This is a genomic window from Micromonospora sp. KC723, from assembly GCF_004348595.1.
Taxonomy (GTDB): Bacteria; Actinomycetota; Actinomycetes; order Mycobacteriales; family Micromonosporaceae; genus Micromonospora.
Genome location: NZ_SMKD01000090.1, coordinates 1 through 23,484 on the forward strand (window position 1 = coordinate 1; position 23,484 = coordinate 23,484).

19 protein-coding genes and 2 pseudogenes are annotated in these 23,484 nt (G+C 73.5%); 5 read left to right on the top strand and 16 right to left on the bottom strand.

Features of this window, described 5'->3' with window-relative positions:
• The 12 genes and pseudogenes from E1165_RS19430 to eno all read right to left on the bottom strand — a co-directional run.
• Positions 1–255, bottom strand: a pseudogene (locus E1165_RS19430) (hypothetical protein); the annotation flags it as partial.
• 84 nt (positions 256–339) lie between these two features.
• Positions 340–1,083 (bottom strand): DUF4129 domain-containing protein, encoded by a 744-nt coding sequence (locus tag E1165_RS19435; protein WP_132393230.1) that lies wholly within the window; start codon positions 1,081–1,083, stop codon positions 340–342.
• A 19-nt stretch (positions 1,084–1,102) separates the two neighbouring features.
• Positions 1,103–1,816 (bottom strand): uracil-DNA glycosylase, encoded by a 714-nt coding sequence (locus E1165_RS19440; RefSeq protein WP_132393231.1) that lies wholly within the window; start codon positions 1,814–1,816, stop codon positions 1,103–1,105.
• A 19-nt stretch (positions 1,817–1,835) separates the two neighbouring features.
• Positions 1,836–2,522, bottom strand: coding sequence for a dienelactone hydrolase family protein (locus tag E1165_RS19445; protein WP_132393215.1), 687 nt, complete (start codon positions 2,520–2,522; stop codon positions 1,836–1,838).
• Positions 2,523–2,715: 193 nt separating this feature from the next.
• Positions 2,716–3,372 carry a hypothetical protein gene (locus E1165_RS19450; RefSeq protein ID WP_132393216.1) on the bottom strand — a complete coding sequence of 219 codons (657 nt, stop codon included), beginning with the start codon at positions 3,370–3,372 and terminating at the stop codon, positions 2,716–2,718.
• A gap of 110 nt (positions 3,373–3,482) precedes the next feature.
• Entirely contained in the window at positions 3,483–4,547 is a 1,065-nt protein-coding gene (locus tag E1165_RS19455) for a hypothetical protein (RefSeq protein ID WP_132393217.1), read from the bottom strand.
• A complete protein-coding gene (locus tag E1165_RS19460) occupies positions 4,544–4,876 on the bottom strand; it encodes a PadR family transcriptional regulator (RefSeq protein WP_132393218.1) in 333 nt (110 codons plus the stop codon). The genes E1165_RS19455 and E1165_RS19460 overlap by 4 nt, the downstream gene beginning before the upstream one ends.
• 107 nt (positions 4,877–4,983) lie before the next feature.
• On the bottom strand, positions 4,984–5,910 hold the full coding sequence (locus tag E1165_RS19465; protein WP_132393232.1) for a Ppx/GppA phosphatase family protein: 927 nt from the start codon (positions 5,908–5,910) through the stop codon (positions 4,984–4,986).
• Positions 5,911–6,101: 191 nt separating this feature from the next.
• Positions 6,102–6,611, bottom strand: a complete 510-nt coding sequence (locus E1165_RS19470; RefSeq protein ID WP_132393219.1) for an amino-acid N-acetyltransferase — start codon at positions 6,609–6,611, stop codon at positions 6,102–6,104.
• Positions 6,608–7,165 carry a DUF501 domain-containing protein gene (locus E1165_RS19475; RefSeq protein WP_132393220.1) on the bottom strand — a complete coding sequence of 186 codons (558 nt, stop codon included), beginning with the start codon at positions 7,163–7,165 and terminating at the stop codon, positions 6,608–6,610. Before E1165_RS19475 ends, E1165_RS19470 begins: the two co-directional genes overlap by 4 nt.
• Positions 7,166–7,199: 34 nt before the next feature.
• Positions 7,200–7,820, bottom strand: a complete 621-nt coding sequence (locus E1165_RS19480; RefSeq protein ID WP_132393233.1) for a septum formation initiator family protein — start codon at positions 7,818–7,820, stop codon at positions 7,200–7,202.
• A 31-nt stretch (positions 7,821–7,851) separates the two neighbouring features.
• Positions 7,852–9,135: a phosphopyruvate hydratase gene (gene eno, locus E1165_RS19485; RefSeq protein ID WP_132393221.1), complete on the bottom strand. Its 1,284-nt coding sequence runs from the start codon at positions 9,133–9,135 to the stop codon at positions 7,852–7,854.
• A gap of 221 nt (positions 9,136–9,356) precedes the next feature.
• On the opposite strand from eno, the gene E1165_RS19490 reads away from it, so the two are divergent.
• Positions 9,357–10,049, top strand: coding sequence for a hypothetical protein (locus tag E1165_RS19490; RefSeq protein ID WP_132393222.1), 693 nt, complete (start codon positions 9,357–9,359; stop codon positions 10,047–10,049).
• Positions 10,050–10,056: 7 nt separating this feature from the next.
• On the opposite strand, the gene E1165_RS19495 is transcribed toward E1165_RS19490, so the two are convergent.
• Positions 10,057–11,676 (bottom strand): DUF885 domain-containing protein, encoded by a 1,620-nt coding sequence (locus E1165_RS19495; RefSeq protein ID WP_132393223.1) that lies wholly within the window; start codon positions 11,674–11,676, stop codon positions 10,057–10,059.
• 125 nt (positions 11,677–11,801) lie between these two features.
• Here E1165_RS19495 and E1165_RS30045 point away from each other — a divergent pair.
• Positions 11,802–12,029 (top strand): annotated as a pseudogene (locus E1165_RS30045) (PadR family transcriptional regulator); the annotation flags it as partial.
• Positions 12,030–12,435: 406 nt separating this feature from the next.
• On the opposite strand, the gene E1165_RS19505 reads toward E1165_RS30045, so the two are convergent.
• The 3 genes from E1165_RS19505 to mfd form a co-directional block, all read right to left on the bottom strand.
• The gene (locus E1165_RS19505) at positions 12,436–13,422 is read right to left on the bottom strand and encodes a nucleoside triphosphate pyrophosphohydrolase (protein ID WP_132393224.1); all 987 of its coding nucleotides are present in this window, start codon (positions 13,420–13,422) and stop codon (positions 12,436–12,438) included.
• The gene (locus E1165_RS19510; RefSeq protein WP_132393225.1) at positions 13,419–14,204 is read right to left on the bottom strand and encodes a hypothetical protein; all 786 of its coding nucleotides are present in this window, start codon (positions 14,202–14,204) and stop codon (positions 13,419–13,421) included. The genes E1165_RS19505 and E1165_RS19510 overlap by 4 nt, the downstream gene beginning before the upstream one ends.
• A 101-nt stretch (positions 14,205–14,305) precedes the next feature.
• Complete coding sequence (gene mfd, locus E1165_RS19515) at positions 14,306–17,965, bottom strand: transcription-repair coupling factor (protein ID WP_132393226.1); 3,660 nt, start codon at positions 17,963–17,965, stop codon at positions 14,306–14,308.
• Between the two features lie 279 nt (positions 17,966–18,244).
• Between mfd and E1165_RS19520 the strand changes: the two genes are divergently transcribed.
• From E1165_RS19520 to ppc, 3 genes are all read left to right on the top strand, one after another.
• Positions 18,245–19,153, top strand: coding sequence for a cyclase family protein (locus tag E1165_RS19520; protein WP_132393227.1), 909 nt, complete (start codon positions 18,245–18,247; stop codon positions 19,151–19,153).
• 195 nt (positions 19,154–19,348) lie between these two features.
• On the top strand, positions 19,349–20,377 hold the full coding sequence (locus tag E1165_RS19525; RefSeq protein WP_132393228.1) for a hypothetical protein: 1,029 nt from the start codon (positions 19,349–19,351) through the stop codon (positions 20,375–20,377).
• 108 nt (positions 20,378–20,485) lie between these two features.
• Positions 20,486–23,272 (top strand): phosphoenolpyruvate carboxylase, encoded by a 2,787-nt coding sequence (ppc, locus tag E1165_RS19530; protein WP_132393229.1) that lies wholly within the window; start codon positions 20,486–20,488, stop codon positions 23,270–23,272.
• The last annotated feature ends 212 nt before the right edge of the window (positions 23,273–23,484 follow it).

Consider the following 23,484-nt stretch of genomic DNA (forward strand, 5'->3'; position numbering starts at 1 on the left):
GGACGGGGGCGGCGGGGCGAGCGCGCCGGTGACCCGCCGTACGGCCAGCACCGCGAGCACACCGGCCACCACGATCCAGACGGAGAGCTGGAGCCCGACGGCACGCAGTCCGACCAGGACGACCGCGGTCGCCGCGGCGGCCACGAGAAGGGCGCGGAGGACCGCCCGCGCCGGGCGGCCCCGCGCGCGTCCCGGACGGGTCGGCGGCTCCTCCTCGAAGCTGAGCAGGTCGTCGAGGCCCGTCCGCTCGCTCACCGAACCCACCCCGTTCGCGGCTGCCGGGCTCGCGAACCCGGCTCGCTCCTCGCGCTCAACCGGTCACCCCCGATTGCCACGCGCTCATGCCGGCACCTCGTCGGCGGCGGTGGCGAGGACGGCCAGTTCGCCGCGCAGCCGGCGCAGCGCGGCCCGGGCCTGGTCGCGTGTCCGCGCGTCCACGGTGTGGGTGGCGTACCGGGCCTCGCGGTAGACGTGGGCGAAGCCGTCGAGCACGTCGGCGCTGGCGATGGCGGGCACTCCGGCGGCCGGGTCGCCCCGGAGCAGCCGGGTGACCAGGTCGGTAGGGGTGTCGCCGGTGCGGCGCGGCACGCCGACCTCGGTGGCGGCCTCCTCCAGCCGCACCCAGCAGGCGATCACGGCGGTGCGGGGGTCGGTGTCGGCGTCGTCCAACTCGACCAGGCCGGCGTCGAGGGCGGCCACCACCTCCCGGGCGGTGCCCTCGGCGGTGCGCCGGGCCCGGGCGGCCGGCGCGGCGCGGGTGGTGCGGCGCAACGCGCCCCGCAGCAGCGTCCAGGTCAGGTAGCCGAGCGCGGCCAGGACGGCGAGTCCGACCAGGACGACCGCCACGGTGGCGATCCAGCGCGGCACGTTCGCCTGGGTGGCCTCCGCGCCGTCGCGGGGTTCGATCGGGATCGAGGGTGCCGGTTCGGCGGTCGGGTACTGCGGGACGTACGGGATGTTGTCGGCGGCGGGCGGGATGCGGCTGGCGCCGATCGAGGAGTGGCCGGCGGCGAGCGCGGCGGCGGCGAGCAGGAGGGCCATCGCGGCGACGGGCCACCATCTGCGCAGCACGCCGAGGTCCATCGCCACCGTCCCACGCGGTTCAGTCCACCCCGGCGAGTTGTTTCGCCCGGGCGAACACGTCGTCCAGCATCCCTGGTGTAAGCCGTCCCGTGAAGGTGTTCTGCTGGCTGACGTGGTAGCAGCCGAGCAGGGTGGGGGCGGCCGTCCCGGACCAGTGTGCCGCATGGCCGAAGACCGGTCGCGGGCTGGGCGGGCGGATGGCGTACACCCGGTGCAGCACCGGCCACCAGGCGGCCCACGCGAAGGCGCCCAGCGCCACCACGACGCGCAGGGTGGGCCGGATCAGCGCGACCTCGCGGTGCAGCCACGGGGCACACGTGTCCCGTTCGGCCGGGGTCGGTTTGTTGTCCGGCGGGGCGCAGCGGACCGCGCTGAAGATGCGCACGTCGCGCAGCGCCAGCCCGTCGCCGGCGGCCACGCTGGTCGGCTGGTTGGCCAGGCCGGCCCGGTGCAGCGCGGCGAACAGCACGTCGCCGGAGCGGTCGCCGGTGAAGATGCGGCCGGTGCGGTTGCCGCCGTGGGCTGCGGGGGCCAGGCCGAGGATGGCGATCCGGGCGTCCGGCGGGCCGAAACCGGGCACCGGGCGCCCCCAGTAGTCCTGGTCGCGGAAGGCCGCCCGCTTCGTCCGGGCGACCTGCTCCCGCCAGGCCACCAGCCGGGGGCAGGCGAAGCAGTCGCTGACCGCGCCGTCGAGGTCGGTCAGGTCGGTCGCCCGCGCGGCGCGGGCCACCACCTCGTCGGGGGTACGGGCCTCAGCCAAGCTTGGCCCGGAAGAGTTCGAGGGTACGGGCCCAGGCGGTGGCGGCGGCCCGCTGGTCGTAGTGCTCCGGTCGGTCCTCGTTGAAGAACGCGTGCGCGGTGCCCGGGTAGTCGTAGGTCTGGCAGGTGCCGCCGGCTGCCTCGACGGCCCGCCGGACGGTCTGCACCCCGGCGGCGGTGGAGGTGCCGTCGGCCTCGGAGCAGTGCACGAGCGCGGCCTTGCCCGCGTAGTCGGTCCACTCCGGGCTCATCCCCTCCCAGGGCAGCCGGGGGTAGAAGGCGGCGGTGGCGACGATCCGCTCGGAGTGGGTGGCCGCCCAGAGGGCCAGGCTGGCGCCGGCGCAGAACCCCGCACAGCCGACCTTGCCGGTGACGTCGAGCCGGCCGGTGAGGTACTCCGCGGCGGCGGCGATGTCCGCCGCCGCCTCGTCCATCTGCGCGCTGTTCAGCATCTGCCGTGGCTCACTCGGCTTGCTGGCCGGTGCGCCGTGCCGGAAGTCGGGGGCGAGGGCGACGAAACCGGCCTCGGCGAACCGGTCCACGACGGCCCGGACGTGGGGTACCAGCCCCCACCAGTCCTGGATGACGATGACCGCCGGGCTGGCCGCACCGCTGGAGGGTATCGCGAGATACCCGTCGCGAGTCCCCCCGGTGCCGGTGTAGCTCACCATCTCGCCCATGGGTCTGCCTCCTGACGGTCAGTCATCGTTGGCTGGTCGCACAGTGGTCGTACGTGCCGGTAGCCTGCCACGCCGTGGACGCGCCGGGAAGACGCGAGAACAGTGGCATATACCTCCCGTTCACCTCGACGGAAGTCCGGCTACACCGGCGGCGGCGCGGGACGAGGCCCGCGCCGCCGCCGGTGAGCTGCGGTCAACCCTTCTTCGTCAGGCAGAGCAGGTAGCCCTTCTCGCCCGGGGGGATGTTGTAGAAGACGTAGCCATCCTGGCCGGGCGCGACGAACTGTTCGCAGGCCTTGCCGGACCGGGCCTGTTCCTGGGTCTGCTCGGGCACCCGGCCGACCACCGTGTACGCCGCCTCGGCGGAGCCGCAGTCGACGACCGCGACGTCCCGTACCGTCCGTTCCTCCGCGCCGCTGACCTGCGGCAACTCGGTCAGGCAGTCACCGGCCCCAGCCCGCTGCACCGGGTTGGGTCGGAGCAGGTCGGCGAGGGCCTCGGCAGCGCCGAACTTCAGTGCGGCGACGACGAGCAGCCCGACCACCGCGGCGACGACGGCGAGCGCCTTGAGGACGCCGAGCCCGGCGGCCAGCGCCCCCGGCCGCTCGCCGTCCGGCTCGTCCGCCGGCTCGTCCGCCGTCTCGTCCGGCTCGTCCGCCTCAGCCACCTCGCCGGCCGGCTCGTCACCCGTCTCGTCCGCCGACCCGGCCGGGACCGACGGCTGCGGATCGCCCGGCACCCGCTCGGCGGGGGACGGGACCGGCCGCGCGGCGGCTGGGTCGGGCTGCGCCGCCGGCGGCTCGGTGGTGCCGGGTTGTGGGGTGGCGGACGGTGCGACCTGCTCGGTCAATGACGTTCCTTCCCGTGACGGGGCAGTGAGCAGACGACACCGTAGCCACCAAGATCGAACCCTGCTGCCCCGCCGGACTCAGCCGTTCAGCCATTTCCGGGGGTCGATACTCACCGGGTCCGCGGCGGGGCGGTCGGGGCCGGGTCGCCCGCTGCGGGCGCCCCCGGCGTCGGGGTGGCGCCGGTCGCCGGCTCCGTCGGCGCCGCACCGGTCGTCGGCGCCGCACCGGTCGTCGGGTCAGCCGTCGGCGTCGCGGTGTGAGTCGGGGCGCCGGGCGTCGGCGCGCCCCCGGGGACGGCGGGGACGGCGACCGGTGGACGGGGCCGGAAGGGCGCCTGCTCCGGGCAGTACGGGTAACCGCGTTGCACCGGATTGACCTCGGGCAGAGCCGGATCGTCGCAGGCCGGCCAGCCGAGCCGGATCGGGGTGCCGTTCTGGTCGAACAGCCGCGCGTTCTCGACCAGTTGGCCCTCGCTGTCGTAGACGTAGACGTCCTGCACCTGCTCGTAGGGGTTCCCCACGGAGACGGTGTCGTAGCCGTACGGGCTGTCCCAGTTGGCGCGCTCGTCCGCCTGCACCAGCACGACCGTGCCGAAGACCACCAGGACCCCGGTGGCGGCGTGCATCACCAGGCGCGACCAGCGCTTCAGCATGCCGGTGTTGCGGCCGAGCCAGATCGAGCCGAGCACCGAAGCCACCAGCAGGACGACTCCGGCGACGACGCTGTGGCCGAGCCGGGGCAGCACGCTGACGTGCCCGTTGCTGCTCAGCACGCCGAGCAGCAGGGCGGCCAGGTAACCGCGCAGCACCCACCACGCCGGGCGGAGCAGCCGCAGGAACTCACCCGCGGAGGCGTACCCGAGCAGGGGCCCCAGCCGGGCGTCGACGCGGGCCAGCCGGCCGCGGGCCTGGCCCACGACGGTGGCGATCCGCGACTCCAGGCTCCGACTGCCGGCGGCCCGCTCGCCCGCGCCGGCGGCGGCGCGCAGCTCGGCCGCGTACACCTCCGGCTCACCGAGGCGCTGCACCAGCGAGCCGTCCCCTTCGGCCGCGACCTCCGCGAGGTGCTCCGGCAGATCCTCGGTCAACTCGTCGCGGAGCGCCGGCGGCAGGTCGGCCAGCGCGGCCCGCACCCGTCCGACGTAGTCCGTGATCTCCTGCCCCGTGACGGTCATGCCGCCATCCCCCGATCGTCGAGCAGTCTGTCCATCGTGGTGGCGAACGAGCGCCAGGTCTTGCCGGAGCGGGTGAGCTGGTCCCGCCCGGCGGCGTTGAGTGAGTAGTACTTGCGGTGCGGCCCGGACTCGCTCGGTACCACGTAGGTGGTTAGCAGGCCGGCGCCGAAGAGCCGGCGCAGTGTGCCATAGACCGATGCGTCCCCGACCTCCTCCAGCCCGGCCACCCGGAGCCGGCGCAGGATGTCGTAGCCGTAGCCGTCCTCGTCCCGCAGGACGGCTAGCACGGCGAGGTCGAGCACACCTTTGAGTAGTTGTGTGGTGTCCACGCTTCACACACTACTGTGCACTGCGGAATACCGTCAATCGCCTGGCCCCTGTCCCGTTCGGCGACGGCGACCTCCCGCACCCGGGCCAGTGGTGAACCGGCGGCCGGTCAGGCCAGGGACCAGGCGATGCCGTCGAGGATGTCGTGCTCGGAGGCGACCACCGAGGGCAGCCCGGCCCGCTCCATGATCACGCGCAACACCAGCGCGCCCGCCCCGATCACGTCAGCCCGGCCCGGGTGCATCACCGGGATGGCCAGCCGCTGCTCGCGGGTCTTCGCCAGCAGGTCGGCGGTCACGTCGGCGACCCGGTCGTACGACACCCGGGCGTGGTGGATGCGCTCCGGGTCGTACTCCGTCAGGCCCTGCGCGATCGCGACGACGGTGGTGACCGACCCGGCGAGGCCGACCAGCGTGGCGACCTCCCGGCCCGGGACGGCCGCCAGCGCGCGGTCCACCGCGACCGCGATGTCGGCCTGCGCGGCGGCTATCTCGTCCAGCCCCGGCGGGTCGCCGTGCAGGTGCCGCTCGGTCATCCGGACGCAACCGATGTCCATCGAGATCGCCGCCTGCACGCCGGAGCGGGTGCCGACGACGAACTCGGTCGAGCCGCCCCCGATGTCGACCACCAGATACGGCGGCTCGGCGTCGGCGGGCAGGCCACGCACCGCGCCGGTGAACGAGAGTCGGGCCTCCTCGTCGCCGGTGACCACCTCGGGGGCGACGCCCAGGGTCCGCTCCACCATGGCCCGGAAGTCGCCCGCGTTCTCCGCGTCCCGCGACGCCGAGGTGGCGCACATCCGCACCCGCTCCGCGCCGAGCCGCTCGATCTCGGCGGCGTAGTCGGCGAGCGCCACCCGGGTCCGCTCGATCGCCTCCGGAGCGAGCCGGCCGGTCCGGTCGACACCCTGGCCGAGCCGGACGATCTCCATCCGGCGGGTCAGGTCGACCAGTGGCGCCCGCGGGCCGGCCGACGGGTCCGGCAGGTCGGCGACCAGCAGGCGGATGGAGTTGGTCCCGCAGTCGATGGCGGCCACACGCGTCGTCACGGCAGCAACCCTACGGCAGTCGCGCCGCCGCGCCCGCCTACCGACGCCGGTCGACACGCGGCGCCAGCGGACCGCCGGGGTGGCGGAGGGTGGCGGGCCTTACCACGGTCTGCCGGTGTGCGTCCCGGCCTTCGCGATCGGCGGCCGGGATCACCCGGCGTGACGGTTACGCCCCGCCGCTACAGGCGCAGCAGCATCCGGGTGTTGCCCAGGGTGTTCGGCTTGACCCGTTCCAGGTCCAGGAACTCGGCGACACCCTCGTCGTACGAGCGGAGCAGCTGCTCGTAGACCGGCTGCGGCACCGGCGCGCCGTCGATCTCGGTGAAGCCGAACGAGGCGAAGAACCGGGTCTCGAAGGTGAGCACGAAGATCCGGGCCACACCCAGCTCACGGGCGGCCTCGATCAGCTCGGCGACGATCCGGTGACCGATCCGCTGCCCGCGGCAGGCCGGGTCGACCGCGACCGTGCGGATCTCGGCCAGGTCCTCCCACATCACGTGCAGCGCGCCGCAGCCGACCACGGTGCCGTCGCCGGTCACCGCCACCCGGAACTCCTGCACATCCTCGTAGAGGGTGACGGTGGCCTTGCTGAGCAGCCGCCGGTCGTCGGTGTAGGTGTCCACGAGCCGCCGGATCCCGCGTACGTCCCCGGTGCGGGCGCGGCGGACGACGACGTCGTCCGCGCTCACTCGGCAGCCGGCACGTCCACACAGGGACCGGCCGCCCACCACCTCTCCACCAGCGCGAGGGTCTCGTCGCCGAACGGGTTGACCCCGGGCCCGGCGGCCAGCGCGTGCCCCAGGTGCACGTGCAGGCACTTCACCCGCCCCGGCATCCCGCCGGCGGAGACACCGGCGATCTCCGGCACCTCGCCGATCGCCTGCCGGCGGGTGAGGTAGTCCTCGTGTGCCGCCCGGTAACGGGCGGCCAGCTCCGGGTCGGTGGCGAGGCGGTCGGCCATCTCCCTCATCAGCCCCGCCGACTCCAGTCGGCTGCACGCCGCCGTCGCCCGGGGGCAGGTCAGGTAGAACAGCGTCGGGAAGGGGGTGCCGTCGGCCAGCCGGGGCGTCGTCTCCACCACGTCGGGCAGGCCGCACGGGCAGCGGTGGGCCACCGCGCGGGTGCCCCGGGGCGGACGTCCGAGCTGCGCGGCCACCGCGGCCAGGTCGGCCTCCGTGGCCGGCTCACGCTTCGGCGGGGGTACGGAATCCGCCGCCGGCTCCTGCGGTGGTACGACAGTCACGGTGCCCATCTCTCGTTCGGTGCCGGGGTGCTGCTCACTGGTCGGGGCGGTCGTCGTTCGCCGCTCGCACGCTCGACCACAGCGTGTCGTACCAGGGATCCGGGTCCTTCTGCGGGGCCTTCGGCCGCCCGGCCGCGGCGTCCCGGGCGGCGCCCTCCGGGTCGTGCAGCACGATCACCGGGGTCTCGCCGGGCGCGACCATGTAGAAGCGCTCCCGCGCCTGGGTCTTGATGTACTCCTCGTCCTGCCACTTCGCGGCCTCGGCCGACAGCCGGGCGATGTCCTCCCGCTGGGCGGCCTGGGCGGCCTCCATCCGCTCGATGTCCACCTGCTGGTCGAGGTAGACCCGGACCGGATAGGTGTACGCCAGGGCAAGCGCGATCAGCACCGCGAAGAGCACGGTGGCCCGCCCGGTGAAGCGACGGGGGTGGGGTGCGGTCAGCCGCTTGATGGCGCCACCGGCCGCCGTACGCCGGGCGGCGGCGGGACGGCTCGCGGAGCGTACGCCCTCGGCGCCCCGAACCCGCCCGGCGCCGGCCCGCGGCTCGGCGCGGACCCCACCGTCACGGACCGACGCCCGGGTGCGGGCCCCGCCCGGCCGACCGGTCGGTCGGCGGGCGGGACGCGGGCCACCCGGTGTGCGGCGCTGCTGCATCGTCACACCCCTCCCCCGAGGCTTCGCGTCCTCAGGCGGAACGGTAGCGCGGGAACGCGCCCGCGCCGGCGTACCGCGCCGCGTCGGCCAGCTCCTCCTCGATGCGCAGGAGCTGGTTGTACTTCGCGACCCGGTCGGAGCGGGCCGGGGCGCCGGTCTTGATCTGGCCGCAGCCGGTGGCCACCGCCAGGTCGGCGATGGTGGTGTCCTCGGTCTCGCCGGAACGGTGGCTCATCATGCAGCGGAAACCGGCCCGGTGGGCCAGGTCCACCGCGTCGAGGGTCTCGGTGAGCGAGCCGATCTGGTTCACCTTCACCAGCACCGCGTTGGCGGCCTTCTCGGTGATGCCCCGGGCGATGCGCTGCGGGTTGGTGACGAACAGGTCGTCGCCGACGATCTGGATCCGGTCGCCCACCGCCGCGGTCAGGGTGGCCCAGCCGCTCCAGTCGTCCTCGGACAGCGGGTCCTCGATGGAGACGATCGGGTAGTCGCCGATGAGCTTGGTGTAGTAGTTGCTCATCTCCTCGGCGCTCTTCGCGCTGCCCTCGAAGGTGTAGGTGCCGTTGTCGAAGAACTCGGTGGCGGCCACGTCGAGGGCGAAGACGATGTCGGCGCCCAGCCGGTAGCCGGCCTTCTCGACCGCCTCGGCGATCAGGTCCAGCGCGGCGGCGTTGGTGGGCAGGTTCGGGGCGAAGCCACCCTCGTCGCCCAGGCCGGTCGACAGGTCCTTCTTCTTCAGGACCGACTTGAGCGCGTGGTAGACCTCGGTGCCGGAACGCAGCGCCTCCCGGAAGCTGGGCGCGCCGATCGGAGCGATCATGAACTCCTGGATGTCGACGTTCGAGTCCGCGTGCGCCCCACCGTTGAGGATGTTCATCATCGGCACCGGCAGCAGGTGCGCGTTCGGGCCGCCCAGGTAGCGGAAGAGGCTCAGCTCGGCGCTGCCGGCGGCGGCCTTCGCCACCGCCAGCGAGACGCCCAGGATGGCGTTGGCGCCCAGCTCGGCCTTGTTGTCCGTGCCGTCGATGTCGAGCATCTTCTGGTCGATCAGCCGCTGCTCGCTGGCCTCGTACCCGATGAGCTGGTCGACGATCTTGTCTTCGATGTTGGCGACCGCCTTCTCGACGCCCTTGCCCTGGTAGCGGTCGGAGTCACCGTCGCGCAGCTCGATCGCCTCGAAGGCGCCGGTGGAGGCGCCGGACGGCACCGCCGCGCGGGCGATCGTGCCGTCGTCGAGGCCCACCTCGACCTCGACCGTCGGGTTGCCCCGTGAGTCGAGAATCTCCCGGGCCACGATTCCCTCGATGGTTGCCACTGAGTCGCTCCTCGTTCGTGTGTGCGAGTCCGGTATGGCCGCGACGGTGCGGCTGGGGCAGGTGTTGAACGCAGCGTATCGGGCGACGGCCCAGCCCATGGCGTCGCCCGGGGCACGGCCCGCCCCCCGGACCACGCGACGGCCCGGACATTCCCGGATTCTCCGGCCTCAACCGGCAACGGGTTTGCGTCCGGTGGATCTCATCGACCAGGCTGGTCGCCATGCCCGCCGTCTCGTCCACGCTCCGCGTGCTCACCGTGTCGGTCGTCGCGTTGCTCTCCGTCACCGGATGCCAGTCCCTGGCCGACACCGGACGGGTCCTTGGCCGGTCCGACCTGGTCAACGACCTGGCCGCACGGCTGGACGGGGCGTCGGCCGAGACCTGGGCCGCCGACTACCAGCTCGGCGGGGGCCGGACCGCCTCCGTCGCCCAGACACAGGAACCGCTCCGCTCGACGTACTCCTGGCCGGACGGCAAGATCACCGTCACCCAGGACTCGATCGCCCGGTGCGAGACCGCCGGTGGGCGTACCGACTGCACCCTGCTGTCCCCGACGGTGACTCCCGCCAAGCCCTCGGTGCTGGTCTACACCGAGGCGAAGAAGCGTGGCCTGGTCACTCCACCGGCGGTGATGGGCCTGCTCACCGATGCCGCCCTCGACCCCGACGCGGTGATCACGCAGAGCGACACCACCGTGGCCGGGCACCACGCCACCTGCGTGGACGTCCGGCGCTCCACCGGCGCCTTCCGCACCTGCGTGACCGGCGAGGGCGTGCTGGGCAGCTTCACGGGCACCCTCGACGGCCGGGCCGCCGACGTGACGCTGAGCCGCCTCTCCACGGCGGTGGACGCCGCCGCCTTCGAACTGCCGCCCGGCGCCGGCGTGGTGGACCGCCGCTCGCCCCCCTCCTGACGCGGGATCAGATCCCGAGCAGGGTACGCAGGTGACGCGGCGGCGGGCAGTCGTGCGCCAGCATCGCGTCGTGCCACTCGCGCACCGGCACCCCGGCCGGCCGGGCCCGGGCGATGTCCGCCATCTCGCTCCACCCGACGAAGTACGTGGAGAGCTGGGTGGAGGTGAGCAGCGCCCGCCGCCACTTGCCGGCCGCCTCGCCCTCCTCCTGGAAACCCCGCCCGGTCATCAGCGCCATCGCCTCGGCCTCGGGCAGTTCCTCGCAGTGCACGAGCTGGTCGAGCAGCGCGTTGATGGTCATTCGTAGCTGCATCTTGAGCTGCTGCAACCGCACCGGCAGGCCGCCGAAGCCGAGGCCGGCCATCAGCTCCTCGGCGTGCACCGCCCAGCCCTCGATGAACACCCCCGACTCGGTCAGCGGGCGGACCCGGGTCGGGCCGACGTACCGGCGGGCGTGGGCGAGCTGGAGGAAGTGCCCCGGCATCGCCTCGTGCACGGTCAGGTTGCGGATCATGTGGTCGTTGTACTCCCGGTAGAACGACTCGACCCGGTGCGCGGGCCACCCCGCCGGGGTGGGCGCGATGCAGTAGAAGGTGGGCAGGTCCGCCGTCTCCAGCGGGCCGGGCGAGTCACAGTAGGCGACCGCCACGCCCCGGGCGAACTCCGGCATCTCCTGGATCACGCACGGGTCGTCGACCAGCGTCACCAGGTCGTGGGCCCGGACGAAGTCGGTCGCCTCGTCCAGGGTGACCGAGGCGAGGTCAACGATCGTGTGGTCGTCGGGGTGCTCGGCGGCGAGCAGGTCCAGCGCCCGGCGTACCGTCTCGTCGTCGGCGGACCCGCCGACCAGCTCGACCGCCGCCGCCCGGATCTCCTCGGTGACCCGGTCCAGGTTGGCCCACGCCCGCCGCTGGATCTCCGCCGCGCCCAGCTCCGTGTCGAGGGTGTGCCACAGCCGCGCCTCCCAGCGCCGCCGCCCCAGCCGGGGGTCGCGCCCCGGGCCGGCGTCGGCGGCCAGGCCGCTGCGCAGCCAGGCCACGAACTCCTCCAGCGCCGCGATGGCCGAGGTCGCCGCCGGCTCCAGCCGGTCGTACCCCGCCGGCGCCTGGGCCAGCAGCTCCGGCACCTCGTCGCGGATCAGCGCCGCCGTGCCGGTGAACTGCCCGACCGCCGTCTCGGCGTGGATCCGCGGCATGTCACGCAGCGTCGCGCGCGCGGTCGCCAGCGCGTCGGGTACGGCCGCCAGTCGCCGGGCCAGGGAGGCCAGCCGCTCCTCCACCGGGGCGTACGGGCGGGCCACCAGGGCGTGCAGCAGCGGGCCCGGGTTGTGCCGCAGCGGATCCCACTCGTGGCTGCGGATCTCGGCGTTCTCGAATAGCGCCCGGTCCACGAACGAGCTGAGCAGCGCGTGGTCGACCCGCTCGTCGACGTCGAGGGCGTCCGCGTCCAGTTCGGCGAGAGCGTCGGCGGCCTCCGTCAGCATCGCCTGGTCCGCCGCGACCGCGTCGGCGGAGAGGTCTGGCAGCCGGTCGTCGTACCGGTGGTCACCGACCGACGTGGCGAGGCCGGGGCGGCTCTCCAGCAGGGCCTCGACGATCCGTTCGGCGAGGGGTACGAAGGACTCCATCCCCCGACCCTACCGACGCCCGCGCGCCCGCCGTGGCACGCGGGCCGGCCCGGGTGTCCACGCACCCGGAACCTCGAACAAGGCAACTACATACGCGGTGTATACCCTCGGTGCATTCTGCTGGCATGAACGTTCCGATCACCCTCCTCGGCCTGCTCGAACGGGAGCCCAGCCACGGCTACGACCTGAAACGCGAATACGACGCGTACTTCGGTCGGGGCAAGCCGCTGCCGTTCGGCCAGGTCTATTCGACGCTCAGCCGACTGGCCCGCGACGGCAAGGTGATGATCAGCGAGGTCGGCCCGGGCGACGGGCCCGACCGCAAGCGCTACGTCATCACCGACCTGGGCGCGACCGAGGTGCAGCAGTGGCTCACCCAGCCGGTCGAGCCGGAGCCGCATCTACAGACGGTGCTGTTCGCCAAGGTCGTGCTGGCGTTCATGCTGGACCGCCCCGCCGGTGAGTACCTCGACATCCAGCGCCGCGCGCACCTGCAACGGATGCGCGAGCCCACCGAGATCAAGCGCACCGGCAGTCTCGTCGACGCGCCGCTGGCCGATCCACCCTGCCGTTGCTGGAGCGCATCACGGGTCCGGAAACCGCACGCAGCGAATGACGGGGAGAGTCGGCGGGGAATCACCTCCCCCGCCGCTCGCAGAGAACGTGCGGAAGCCTGTCGGCCTACCCGGCTCCTGTCGTCCAGCCGCAGTTCGCGGCGGAACGCGGCTGAGGGAGGCGGTGTGGCGGCGACACGCGAGGTCAGTGGCGAGCGGCGCGTTCGGCGGCGCGGACGGCGTCGGCGTACGCGAGGGTGGTGCGGCGCAGCGCCGCCTCCGCGTCGAGGCCGGTCGCCCGGGCGGCGGCGACCGTGGCCAGCAGGCTCGCGCCGAGCCTGGACTCGGGGTCGACCTGCGAGTCGGCCAGCGGAGGCGGGACGACCAGGCCGACCCGACCGGCCCGCTCCAGGATCTTCGCGGCCAGGGCGAGCGCGGGCTGGCTCAGCGCGATGCCGTCGAGCACCGACGCGCGGGCCTTCTCGGTCCGCTTGATCCGCTCCCAGTTGGCCTCGATCTCCTCCAGGGTGCCCGCCTCGCCACCGGCGAAGACGTGCGGGTTGCGGCGGACCATCTTGTCCACCAGGACACCGGCCACGTCGTCGACGTTCCACCGCTCGCCCTCGGGCAGGTTCTCCGCCAGCCGGGCGTGCAGCAGCACCTGGAGCAGCACGTCGCCCAACTCCTCGCGGAGCGCGTCGGTGTCGTCGTCGCTGATCGCGTCGTACGCCTCGTAGCACTCCTCCAGCAGGAAGCCGGCGAGGCTGCGGTGTGTCTGCGCCCGCTTCCACGGGTCACCGCCCGGGGAGGCCAGCCGGTCCATCACCTCGACCGCGTCGAGCAGCCGCGCGCCGGGCGGATCCCACGAGCCGTACATCAGCTCCAGCTCGGCCAACCCGGGCTCCCGGGCCAGCCGCAGCCCCAACTCCCGGGCCAGCGACTCGTCGCCGGTCGGCCCGGCCAGCCAGACCGCCGTACCGTGCCCGGCGACCGCGTCGAGCAGCGCCTGGGTGGCGCCGGTGTCGACCACGGTGACCTCGGCGCCCGCCGCCCGGACCGCCGCCGTCAACCGGCTCTCCGCGCCGGCCAGCACCGGCGCGGAGCGTACGGCGTCCCAGGCGGCGGCGGTCAGCAGACCGGCGGGCAGCCGGGGCGAGGTGACCAGCAGGACGATCCGGGCGCAGGTGCTCAGGGCGTCACCGCCCCGTTCTGCTCGGCCGGGGTGGCGGCCGGCTCGGGGGTCGAGACATCGGTGACCGGGCTGGTCGCCTCGACGTACGGCAGCGCGTAGAAGATCAGCTCCTGGCCCTTGTTGACGTAGGACGGCACCCCGAGGGGCGTGAAGCGCGGGTTCACCGACAGGTGAACCTTGTCAGCCTGCTCCTCCATCGCCGCGCTGAGCGCCGCCGCCGAACGCACGAAGCCACCGTCGCCGAAGAGCTGCCGCACCTGGGCCACGGTCAGCCCCGGCTGGATCCCGCCGGTTCTCTCGATGGCGTGGTAGACCGCCATCACCGACTCGTCGCTCAGCTCGGCCGGCGGTAGCTGCTGGTTCAGCGTCATGGAGATGTCCACCCACTCGCCCCAGAGCTTCGCGTACTCCGCCTGCGGTGGCATCCGGAGCTCCTGGGCGAGTTGCTCCGCGGTGTACTGGTCGGCCACCGACAGGCCCCGCTCGGCCACGATCCGCTTGCCGAGGTCGATGCTGACCAGCAGGTTCACCACGTCCTGCCGGGTCACCGTCGAGCGCAGCTGATCGGCGGTGGGGGTGGCGCCGGCCTCGGCGGCCTGTTGCCGCACCGCCTCCGCGAAGCGGGTCTGGGCGTCGTCGTAGACCTCGTCCACCCGGTCGACCGAGTAGGTACGGTCCCCGACGTACGCCGCCACGTCCGGCGACATTCTGCCGCAGGCGGTCAGGGAGACGACACCGAGAGCCGCGACGCTGGCGGCGGCGATGATACGGCGTGCACGCATGAGCGTCACTCTCTCATGCCCTCTCCGCTGCGGTGACGGCCCCCACCCTCCGGAGGATCGGATCATGCCTTCGCTCCGGGCAGCGCGGCGGGCTGCCGCCGTCACCTTCCGCTCGCCACCGCGGGGCGGGCAGAACCGGCTCGCTCCTCGGGCTCGCCGAGCACGTCGGAGAGGAGCTGGGCGCACCACTCCAGCAGCGCCTGGTCGCGCAGCGGCTCGCCGCCCACCCGGCGGGTGCTCGGCCGGGGCACACTGACCTGTTCGAGGGCCTGCTTGTAGACCGAGTCCGGGTGGTAGCGCTTGAGCCGCAACTGCTTCGAGTCGGGCAGCGGTAGCGGGCCGAACCGGATGTGCTTGCCCTGCATCGACACGTCGGTGAGGCCGTACCGGCGGGCCAGCAGCCGGAACCGGGCCACCGCCACCAGGTTCTGCACCGCCGCGGGCGGCTCGCCGTACCGGTCGGTCATCTCGGCGACCACCTCGCGCAGCCGCTCGGGGTCGCGCGCCTCGGCGAGCTTGCGGTACATCTCCAGGCGCAGCCGTTCCACGCCGACGTAGTCGTGCGGCAGGTGCGCGTCGACCGGCAGGTCGACCTTGACCTCGTTCTCCTCCTCCGGGCGCTCGCCCTTGAACGCCGACACCGCCTCGCCCACCATCCGGACGTACAGGTCGAAACCGACGCCCTCGATGTGGCCGGACTGCTCGCCGCCGAGCAGGTTTCCGGCGCCCCGGATCTCCAGGTCCTTCATCGCCACGTACATGCCCGCGCCCAGCTCGGTGTGCTGGGCGATGGTGGCCAGCCGCTCGTGCGCGTGCTCGGTGAGCGGCTTGTCGGGCGGGTAGAGGAAGTACGCGTACGCCCGCTCCCGACCCCGGCCGACCCGGCCCCGGATCTGGTGCAGCTGGGCCAGGCCGAGCAGGTCGGCCCGCTCCACGATCAGCGTGTTGGCGTTCGGGATGTCGATGCCCGACTCGACGATCGTGGTGCAGACCAGGACGTCGAACTCCTTCTCCCAGAAGCCGACCATCACCTTCTCCAGGGCCTCCTCGCCCATCTGGCCGTGCGCCACCGCCACCCGCGCCTCGGGCACCAGCTCGCGGATCCGCCGGGCCGTCCTCTCGATCGACTCGACCCGGTTGTGCAGGTAGAAGACCTGCCCGTCGCGGAGCAACTCGCGGTGGATGGCGGCGGCCACCTGCCGGTCGTCGTGCGCCCCGACGAAGGTGAGCACCGGGTGCCGTTCCTCGGGCGGGGTGGCGATGGTGGACATCTCCCGGATGCCCGTGATCGCCATCTCCAGCGTCCGGGGGATCGGGGTGGCCGACATGCTCAGCACGTCGACCGAGGCACGCATGCTCTTCAGGTGCTCCTTGTGCTCGACGCCGAAACGCTGTTCCTCATCGACGATCACCAGCCCGAGCGACTTGAACCGGGTGGCCGACTGGAGCAGCCGGTGGGTGCCGATGACGATGTCGACGGTGCCCTCGGCGACCATCTCCAGCGTCCGCTCGCTCTCCTTCGGGGTCTGGAACCGGGAGAGCTGCCGGATGGTCACCGGGAACTGGCTCATCCGCTCGGCGAACGTGTTGTAGTGCTGCTGCACCAGCAGGGTCGTGGGGACCAGCACCGCCACCTGCTTGCCGTCCTGCACCGCCTTGAACGCCGCCCGGACCGCGATCTCGGTCTTGCCGTACCCGACGTCGCCGCAGATCAGCCGGTCCATCGGGACGGTCTGCTCCATGTCCCGCTTGACCTCCTCGATGGCGGCCAGCTGGTCCGGCGTCTCCTGCCAGGGGAAAGCGTCCTCCAGCTCCCGCTGCCACGGGGTGTCCGGGCCGAACGCGTGCCCCTTGGACGCCTTCCGGGCGGCGTAGAGCTGGATCAGCTGGGCGGCGATCTCACGGACCGCCTTGCGGGCCCGGGCCTTGGACTTCTGCCAGTCCGAACCACCCATCTTGTGCAGGGTCGGCTGCTCGCCACCGACGTAGCGGGAGAGCTGGTCGAGCTGGTCGGTCGGGACGAACAGCCGGTCGCCGGGCTGGCCGCGTTTGCTCGGGGCGTACTCGATGACGAGGTACTCCCGGCTGGCGCCGTTGACGGTGCGCTGCACCAGCTCGACGTACCGGCCGATGCCGTGCTGCTCGTGCACGACGTGGTCGCCGGTCTTGAGCTCCAGCGGGTCGATGGTGTTGCGTCGCCGGCTCGGCATCTTGCGCATGTCCCGGGTGGAGGCGCCCCGGCCGCCGGTGACGTCGTTGCCGGTGAGCAGCACGAACTTCGACGCCTCGTCGACGAAGCCGGCGGTCAGGCGGCCGCAGGAGACCAGCAGCTCGCCGGGGGCCGGCGCGGTCGGCACCTGGTCGACCAGGCGAGCGCCGAGGCCCGCGTCGTGGAGCACCTCGACGGCCCGCTGGGCGGGGCCGTGCCCCTCGAAGACCAGCGCGACCGACCAGCCCTCGCCGGCCCAGCGCTTGAGGTCGTCGACCACCCGGGCGGTCTCGCCGTGGTAGAGCGGGGCGGGCTGGGCGGCCAGGGTGACCGCGATGGCGTCGTCCGGGGTGACGTCGACCTCGCCGGGCGCGTCCTCCCACGGCTGCCGGGCCGGCGCGGTGGCGTCGGCCTCGGCCAGGCCGAACGGCGCGAGCGTCCACCACGGCTGGCGCAGCGTACGGGCGTGGGCGCGGACGTCGGCGAGGGTCCGGAACGCGGCGGCGCCGACGTCCACCGGGGCCTGCCCGCCGGTCGCGGCGGCCTGCCAGCTGGCCTGGAGGAACTCGTCGGAGGTACGGACCAGGTCGTGCGCCCGGGTACGGATCCGCTCCGGGTCGCAGAGGAGCACGTGGGTGCCGGCCGGCATGCAGTCCAGCAGCAGTTCCATCGAGTCGGCGCCGATCAGCGCCGGGGCGAGGGACTCCATCCCCTCGACCGGGATGCCCTCGGCCAGCCGGTCGAGGATCTCGGCCAGCTCCGGGTGCTCCTCACCGAGCGCGGCGGCCCGCTTCCGCACCGCCGGCGTGAGCAGCAGCTCCCGGCAGGGTGGGGCCCACAGCTGCGGGACGCCCTCGATGGTGCGCTGGTCGGCGACGGCGAAGGTGCGGATCTCCTCGACCTCGTCGCCCCAGAACTCGACGCGGGACGGGTGCTCGTCGGTCGGCGGGAAGATGTCCAGGATGCCGCCGCGGACGGCGAACTCGCCCCGCTTGGTGACCAGGTCGACCCGGGCGTACGCCATGTCGGTGAGCCGGCGGGCCACCTCCTCCAGGTCCGCCTCGTCACCGGCGGCGAGCCGCACCGGCTCCAGGTCGCCGAGCCCCTTGAGCTGCGGCTGCAGCAGCGACCGGACGGGGGCCACGACCACCCGCAGGGCGCCGGCCCGGCCGTGCGCGTCCACCGACTCCGGGTGTGCCAGCCGGCGCAGCACGGCCAGCCGTCGGCCCACCGTGTCGGAGCGCGGCGAGAGCCGCTCGTGCGGCAGCGTCTCCCAGGAGGGGTAGACCGCCACCTGCTCGGCCGGCAGCAGGCTGCCCAGCGCGGCGGCCAGGTCGTCGGCCTCGCGGGTGGTGGCGGTCACCGCGAGCACGGGACGGCCGGCTCCGCCGGCCGGTCCGTCGGCCGCCACGGCGGCGACGGCGAACGGGCGCAGCGCGGCCGGAGCGGTGAGGTCCAGGCCGTCCACCTGGGCGGCACCGGAGCGCGCCAGGTCACGCGCCCGGGCCAGCCCAGGGTCGGCCAGGGCGGCGGCGAACAGTCCGGTGAGCATCAGTGATCACTTCCCGCGGGATGGCACACGACGATCACCCCTCGCCCGGTCGGGACGGGGGGTGCACGCCTCGACACTATCTCCACGACGGCCGATCGGCCGCCCGCCGTCGCGGAACACTCCGCAAGATCCACACCAACTGCCACCGCTGGCGGTACCGCGACCGCCGATGCCCCCGCACCCGGTGGGCGCCCGCCGGGGTTCCCCACGTGTCGGTCCACGGCGGGGCCCGGCGGGAGATCTTGACGCGGCCGGGCGGCAGATGGTCGGCTTGGCACCATGACGGGGCAGCATCGCGCACAGTTCGACGCGGACATCACCTTCGCCAACGGCGGCGGCCTGCGGACCGACGGTTTCCGGCTGGACATCCCCGGCCCCCAGATCGACGACGACGAGCTGGCCGCGCTCCTCGTCCGGCACCTCGGGCTGCTGATGGTCGACGAGGTGCGGATCAGCAACAAGACGATCATCGAGGAGCCGCACAAGGGCGGCCGGGGCGTCGCCGCACCGGACACCGGCGCGGCTCGACGCCTGGTCGAGCTGAGCCACGTGGTCACCGACGGGATGGTCACCCTGCCCGGCTGGCCGGCGCCCCGGATCACCGAGTGGCTGACCCGGGAGGCGTCCCGGGCGAACTACGCCCCGGGCACCGAGTTCCAGGTGGGCCGGATCGACATGATCGCCAACACCGGCACCTACCTCGACGCCCCGGCGCACCGGTACGCCGACGGGGCGGACCTGACCGGCGTGCCGCTGGACCGCCTCGCCGACCTACCCGGGATCCTGGTCCGGGTGCCGGCCGGGACACGGGCGGTGGACCGGCTGTTGCTGGCTCCGTACGACGTGGCCGGGCGGGCGGTGCTGCTGCAAACCGGCTGGTCCGCGCACTTCGGCACCGACCGGTACGCCGCACCCGACGCGCCTTACCTCACCGGTGACGGGGCACGGGCACTGGTCGAGGCCGGTGCCACCCTGGTCGGCATCGACTCGATCAACATCGACGACATGAGCCCGGCCGCCCGGGGCGAACGCCCGGCGCACAGCGCCCTGCTGGCCGCCGGCATTCCCATCGTGGAGCACCTGACCGGCCTGGACGCGCTGCCGCCGGCGGGGTTCCGGTTCACCGCCGCCCCGCCGAGGGTGGCCGGGATGGGCACCTTCCCGGTCCGCGCCTTCGCCGTCGTCTGAACCGCCACGCCCGGACCGCCGGGTCCACCGGCCGCCCGGACTGCTGCTCGGGGCGGCGGGCGCGTTCGTGCTGCACGAGATCCACTCTTGTTGCGCCAGGTCGGTCCGTCCGCCCGCGCGCCCGGGTTCCGAAGCCTGCCGGCCAGGGCGATGGAAACTCACATCACCGGCAGATCGGGCAATAAGCTGGCGGGCGTGGACGAGGAGGCGCGGGACCGCGACCGGCTACCCCGCACGGCGGCGCTGCTGGCCGGCACCCTGGCGCTGGCCGTCGCCTTCATCGCGGCGTACGTGGGCGCCCTGCACCGGCCCGACCCGCGCGACATCCCCGTCGGGGTGGTTCGCGGCGACCAGCGCGCGCAGTCGGTGCTGACCGCGGTGCGCGACCGAACCGACACGATCGAGCCCATCCGGTACGACACTCCCCGCGAGGCCGACGACGGCCTGACCGGCCGCGAGGTGTACGCCGTGCTCACCTCCACCGTCGACGGCGCACTCCACCTCATCACCGCCAGCGCGTCCGCACCGGCCGCCACCGGGGTCGTCACCGACGTGTTGACCCGGGCGGCCCAGCAGGCGCAGACCCCGATCGAGGTGACCGACGAGGTGCCGGTATCCACCGACGACCCCCGCGGCCTGGTGCCGTTCTACCTGGCGGTCGGTTTGGTGCTCGGCGGCTACCTGGCGTCGACCGTGCTCGGCATCTCGCTCGGCACGGCCCCACGCGACCTACGCCGGGCCGGGCTGCGCATCGCGTCGCTGGCCGTACACGCCGTGCTGCTCGGCGCCGGCGCCGCCGTGCTGGTCGGGCCGGTGTTCGGCATCTGGGACCACGACCTGGTGGCGGTCGCGGCCGTGGGCGCGCTCACCGTCCTCGCCGCCGCCATGGTCGCCGCCGCCGTGCAGGGATGGCTCGGGCTGTTCGGCACCGGGCTGGTGATCCTGCTGCTGGTGGTCCTCGGCAACCCGGGCTCCGGCGGCATCTACGCCCCGGAGTTCCTGCCAGCCGCGCTGCGGGGCATGCACCGGTGGAACGTGCCGGGCCTCGCCACCGACCTGCTCAAGTCGGTGGTGTACTTCGGCTGGCGGGCCGGACGCTGGCCGCTGGCCGGGCTGCTGCTCTGGACCGCCCTCGGCGTGGTCGGGCTGCTCACCGCCACCGGAGTACGGGGCCGCCGCGCCGGTCGGGCAGAGGTCCACCCCGCCGGCGTCGACCCGCCGTGATCGTGGGGAAGCTGACATCCCGGTCCCCCTCCTTCCACAGCGGTCCGCACGGATACGATCGAGGGAGTCGGACAGCGCTGTCCTTCGTACTCGCGTAAGGAGCGCATGGTGACCGACCAGCACGATCACGACGGGCCCGACGCCGCTCTCCGGGCCGACATCCGCCGCCTCGGCACCCTGCTCGGCCAGACCCTGGCCCGCCAGGAGGGCCGGCCGCTGCTCGACCTGGTCGAGGAGATCCGCGCCCAGGTCCGCTCCGACGCCCCGGCGGCCGCCCAGCGGCTCGGCGGGCTGGACGTGACCACCGGCACCAAGCTGGCCCGCGCCTTCTCCACCTACTTCCACCTGGCGAACATCACCGAGCAGGTGCACCGGGCCCGGGACCTGCGCCGCCGCCGCGCCATGCACGGCGGCTGGCTGGACCAGGCGGCCAAGATGATCGCCGAGCGTGGCGTGCCGGCCGAGGAGATCGCGGCGGCGGCCCGCCGGCTCGCGGTACGCCCGGTGTTCACCGCCCACCCCACCGAGGCGGCCCGCCGTTCCATCCTGTCCAAGCTGCGTGCCATCGCCGACGAACTGGACGCCGAGACCGCCAACGCGATCCTCTACGGCGCCAGCGACGAGGGGCCGGCCAACCGGCGGCTGGCCGAACTGCTGGACCTGATGTGGCAGACCGACGAGCTGCGACTGGACCGGCCCGACCCGACCGACGAGGCCCGCAACGCCATCTACTACCTGCGCGACCTGTACGCCGAGGCCGCCCCGCAGGTGCTCGACGACCTCGCCGACACGCTGCGTACCCTCGGCGTGGAGACCTCCCCGACGGCCCGGCCGCTGACCTTCGGCACCTGGATCGGCGGCGACCGGGACGGCAACCCGTTCGTCACCCCGGCGGTCACCCGCGAGGTGCTGCGCATCCAGCACGAGCACGGCATCGCGGCGACCGAGAAGGCGATGGACCACCTCATCAACGAGGTCTCCGTCTCCCGCCGGCTGCGCGCGGTGTCGCTGGACCTCTCCGCCAGCCTCGCCGCCGACCTGGACGCGCTGCCCGAGGTGGCGCCCCGGTTCCGGCGGGTCAACGCCGAGGAGCCGTACCGGCTCAAGGCCCGGTGTGTGAAGGCGAAGCTGGCCAACACCCGGCAGCGGCTGCGCAACGGCACCCCGCACGTGCCGGGGCGGGACTACCGCGGCGCGGCCGAGCTGATCGCCGACCTTGAGCTGTTGCGCGCCTCACTCGCGCGCAACTCCGGGCAACTCACCGCCGTCGGCCGGCTCGCCTCCACCATCCGCACCGTCTCCGCGTTCGGCCTGCACCTGGCGACGATGGACGTCCGGGAGCACGCCGAAAAGCACCACGAGGTGCTCGCCCAGCTGTACGCGGCCGTCGGCGAGGTGTCGGACTACCCGGCGCTGAGCCGGCTGGAGCGCACCAAGCTGCTCGCCGACGAGCTGACCGGCCGCCGGCCGCTCTCCACCCTGGACACCCCGCTGACCGAGAGCGCACGGAAGACGTTCGACGTGTTCGGCACGATCCGGGAGGCGCAGGACCGGTTCGGGGTCGAGGTCATCGAGTCGTACATCATCTCGATGACCCTGGGTGTCGACGACGTGCTCGCCGCGGTGGTGCTGGCCCGTGAGGCCGGTCTGGTCGACGTCCACAGCGGCCGGGCCCGGATCGGCCTGGTGCCGCTGCTGGAGACCCCGGCCGAACTGAACGCCGGCGGCGAACTGCTGGACGAACTGCTGTCGCTGCCGGCGTACCGGGCGCTGGTCGCGGCCCGTGGTGACGTGCAGGAGGTGATGCTGGGCTACTCCGACTCCAACAAGGAGGCCGGCATCACCACCAGCCAGTGGTCCATCCACCGGGCCCAGCGCGCGCTGCGCGACGTGGCCGCCCGGCACGGGGTGCACCTGCGGCTCTTCCACGGCCGGGGCGGCACGGTGGGCCGCGGCGGCGGCCCCACCCACGAGGCGATCCTGGCCCAGCCGTACGGCACCCTGGACGGCGCGATCAAGGTGACCGAGCAGGGCGAGGTCATCTCCGACAAGTACACGCTGCCCGCGCTGGCCCGGGAGAACCTGGAGCTGACCGTGGCCGCGGTTCTCCAGGCCACGCTGCTGCACACCGGTCCGCGGCAGCCGGCCGAGATGCTGGAACGCTGGGACGCGGCGATGGACGTGGTCTCCGAGTCGGCGTACCGGGCGTACCGGTCGCTGGTGGAGAACCCGGACCTGCCGGCGTACTTCTGGGCCTCCACCCCGACCGAGTTGCTCGGCGCGCTCAACATCGGCTCCCGGCCGGCGAAGCGGCCCAACACCGGCGCCGGCCTGGCCGGCCTGCGGGCCATCCCGTGGGTGTTCGGCTGGACCCAGACCCGGCAGATCGTGCCCGGCTGGTTCGGCGTCGGCTCCGGCCTCGCGGCGGCCCGCTCGGCGGGGCTGGACGACGTGCTCGCCGAGATGCACCGCAACTGGCACTTCTTCCGCACGTTCCTGTCGAACGTGGAGATGATGCTGACCAAGACGGACCTGACCATCGCCCGCCGGTACGTGGAGACGCTGGTCCCGAAGAAGCTGCACCCGATCTTCGAGACGATCGAGCGGGAGTACGAGCTGACCAAGCAGGAGGTGCTGGCGGTCACCTCCTCGCCGGCCCTGCTGGACAACTCCCCGGTGCTCCAGCGCACCCTCGCGGTGCGGGACACCTACCTGGAGCCGCTGCACCACCTCCAGGTGGCGCTGCTCCGCCAGTACCGGGACTCCGGCGCCGCCGGGCGTGCGGTGGCCACCGCGCCGGGCGGCCGGCGGGCTCCCAGTGACGGTACGGCGTTGGAACGGGCTCTGCTCACCACGGTCAACGGCATCGCCGCCGGGATGCGCAACACCGGCTGACCGCCGCCCTCCCGATCCTGCGCGCGCCACCTGACGGGGGCCTCCCGGAGCGAGGTGTACCGGTTGCGCCGATGCGGGCTGTCCGGCTCTCGGACACCCCGCATCGGCGCGGCTCCTGACGATCAGGGCCGGCCGGTGGGTCACCAGCCACGGCCGGCGGCGGAACAGGAGCCGTCAGTCGGCCCCGAAACCGCCCCCGAAGTCACCAGCGC

Coding starts and splice junctions, on each gene's coding strand:
- E1165_RS19435 (WP_132393230.1), bottom strand. CDS start 1,083: ATGGACCTCGGCGTGCTGCGCAGATGGTGGCCCGTCGCCGCGATGGCC.
- E1165_RS19480 (WP_132393233.1), bottom strand. CDS start 7,820: ATGCAGCAGCGCCGCACACCGGGTGGCCCGCGTCCCGCCCGCCGACCG.
- E1165_RS19510 (WP_132393225.1), bottom strand. CDS start 14,204: ATGCGTGCACGCCGTATCATCGCCGCCGCCAGCGTCGCGGCTCTCGGT.
- mfd (WP_132393226.1), bottom strand. CDS start 17,965: ATGCTCACCGGACTGTTCGCCGCCGCCCTGGCCGACCCTGGGCTGGCC.
- E1165_RS19455 (WP_132393217.1), bottom strand. CDS start 4,547: ATGACCGTCACGGGGCAGGAGATCACGGACTACGTCGGACGGGTGCGG.
- E1165_RS19445 (WP_132393215.1), bottom strand. CDS start 2,522: ATGGGCGAGATGGTGAGCTACACCGGCACCGGGGGGACTCGCGACGGG.
- E1165_RS19490 (WP_132393222.1), top strand. CDS start 9,357: ATGCCCGCCGTCTCGTCCACGCTCCGCGTGCTCACCGTGTCGGTCGTC.
- E1165_RS19495 (WP_132393223.1), bottom strand. CDS start 11,676: ATGGAGTCCTTCGTACCCCTCGCCGAACGGATCGTCGAGGCCCTGCTG.
- E1165_RS19520 (WP_132393227.1), top strand. CDS start 18,245: ATGACGGGGCAGCATCGCGCACAGTTCGACGCGGACATCACCTTCGCC.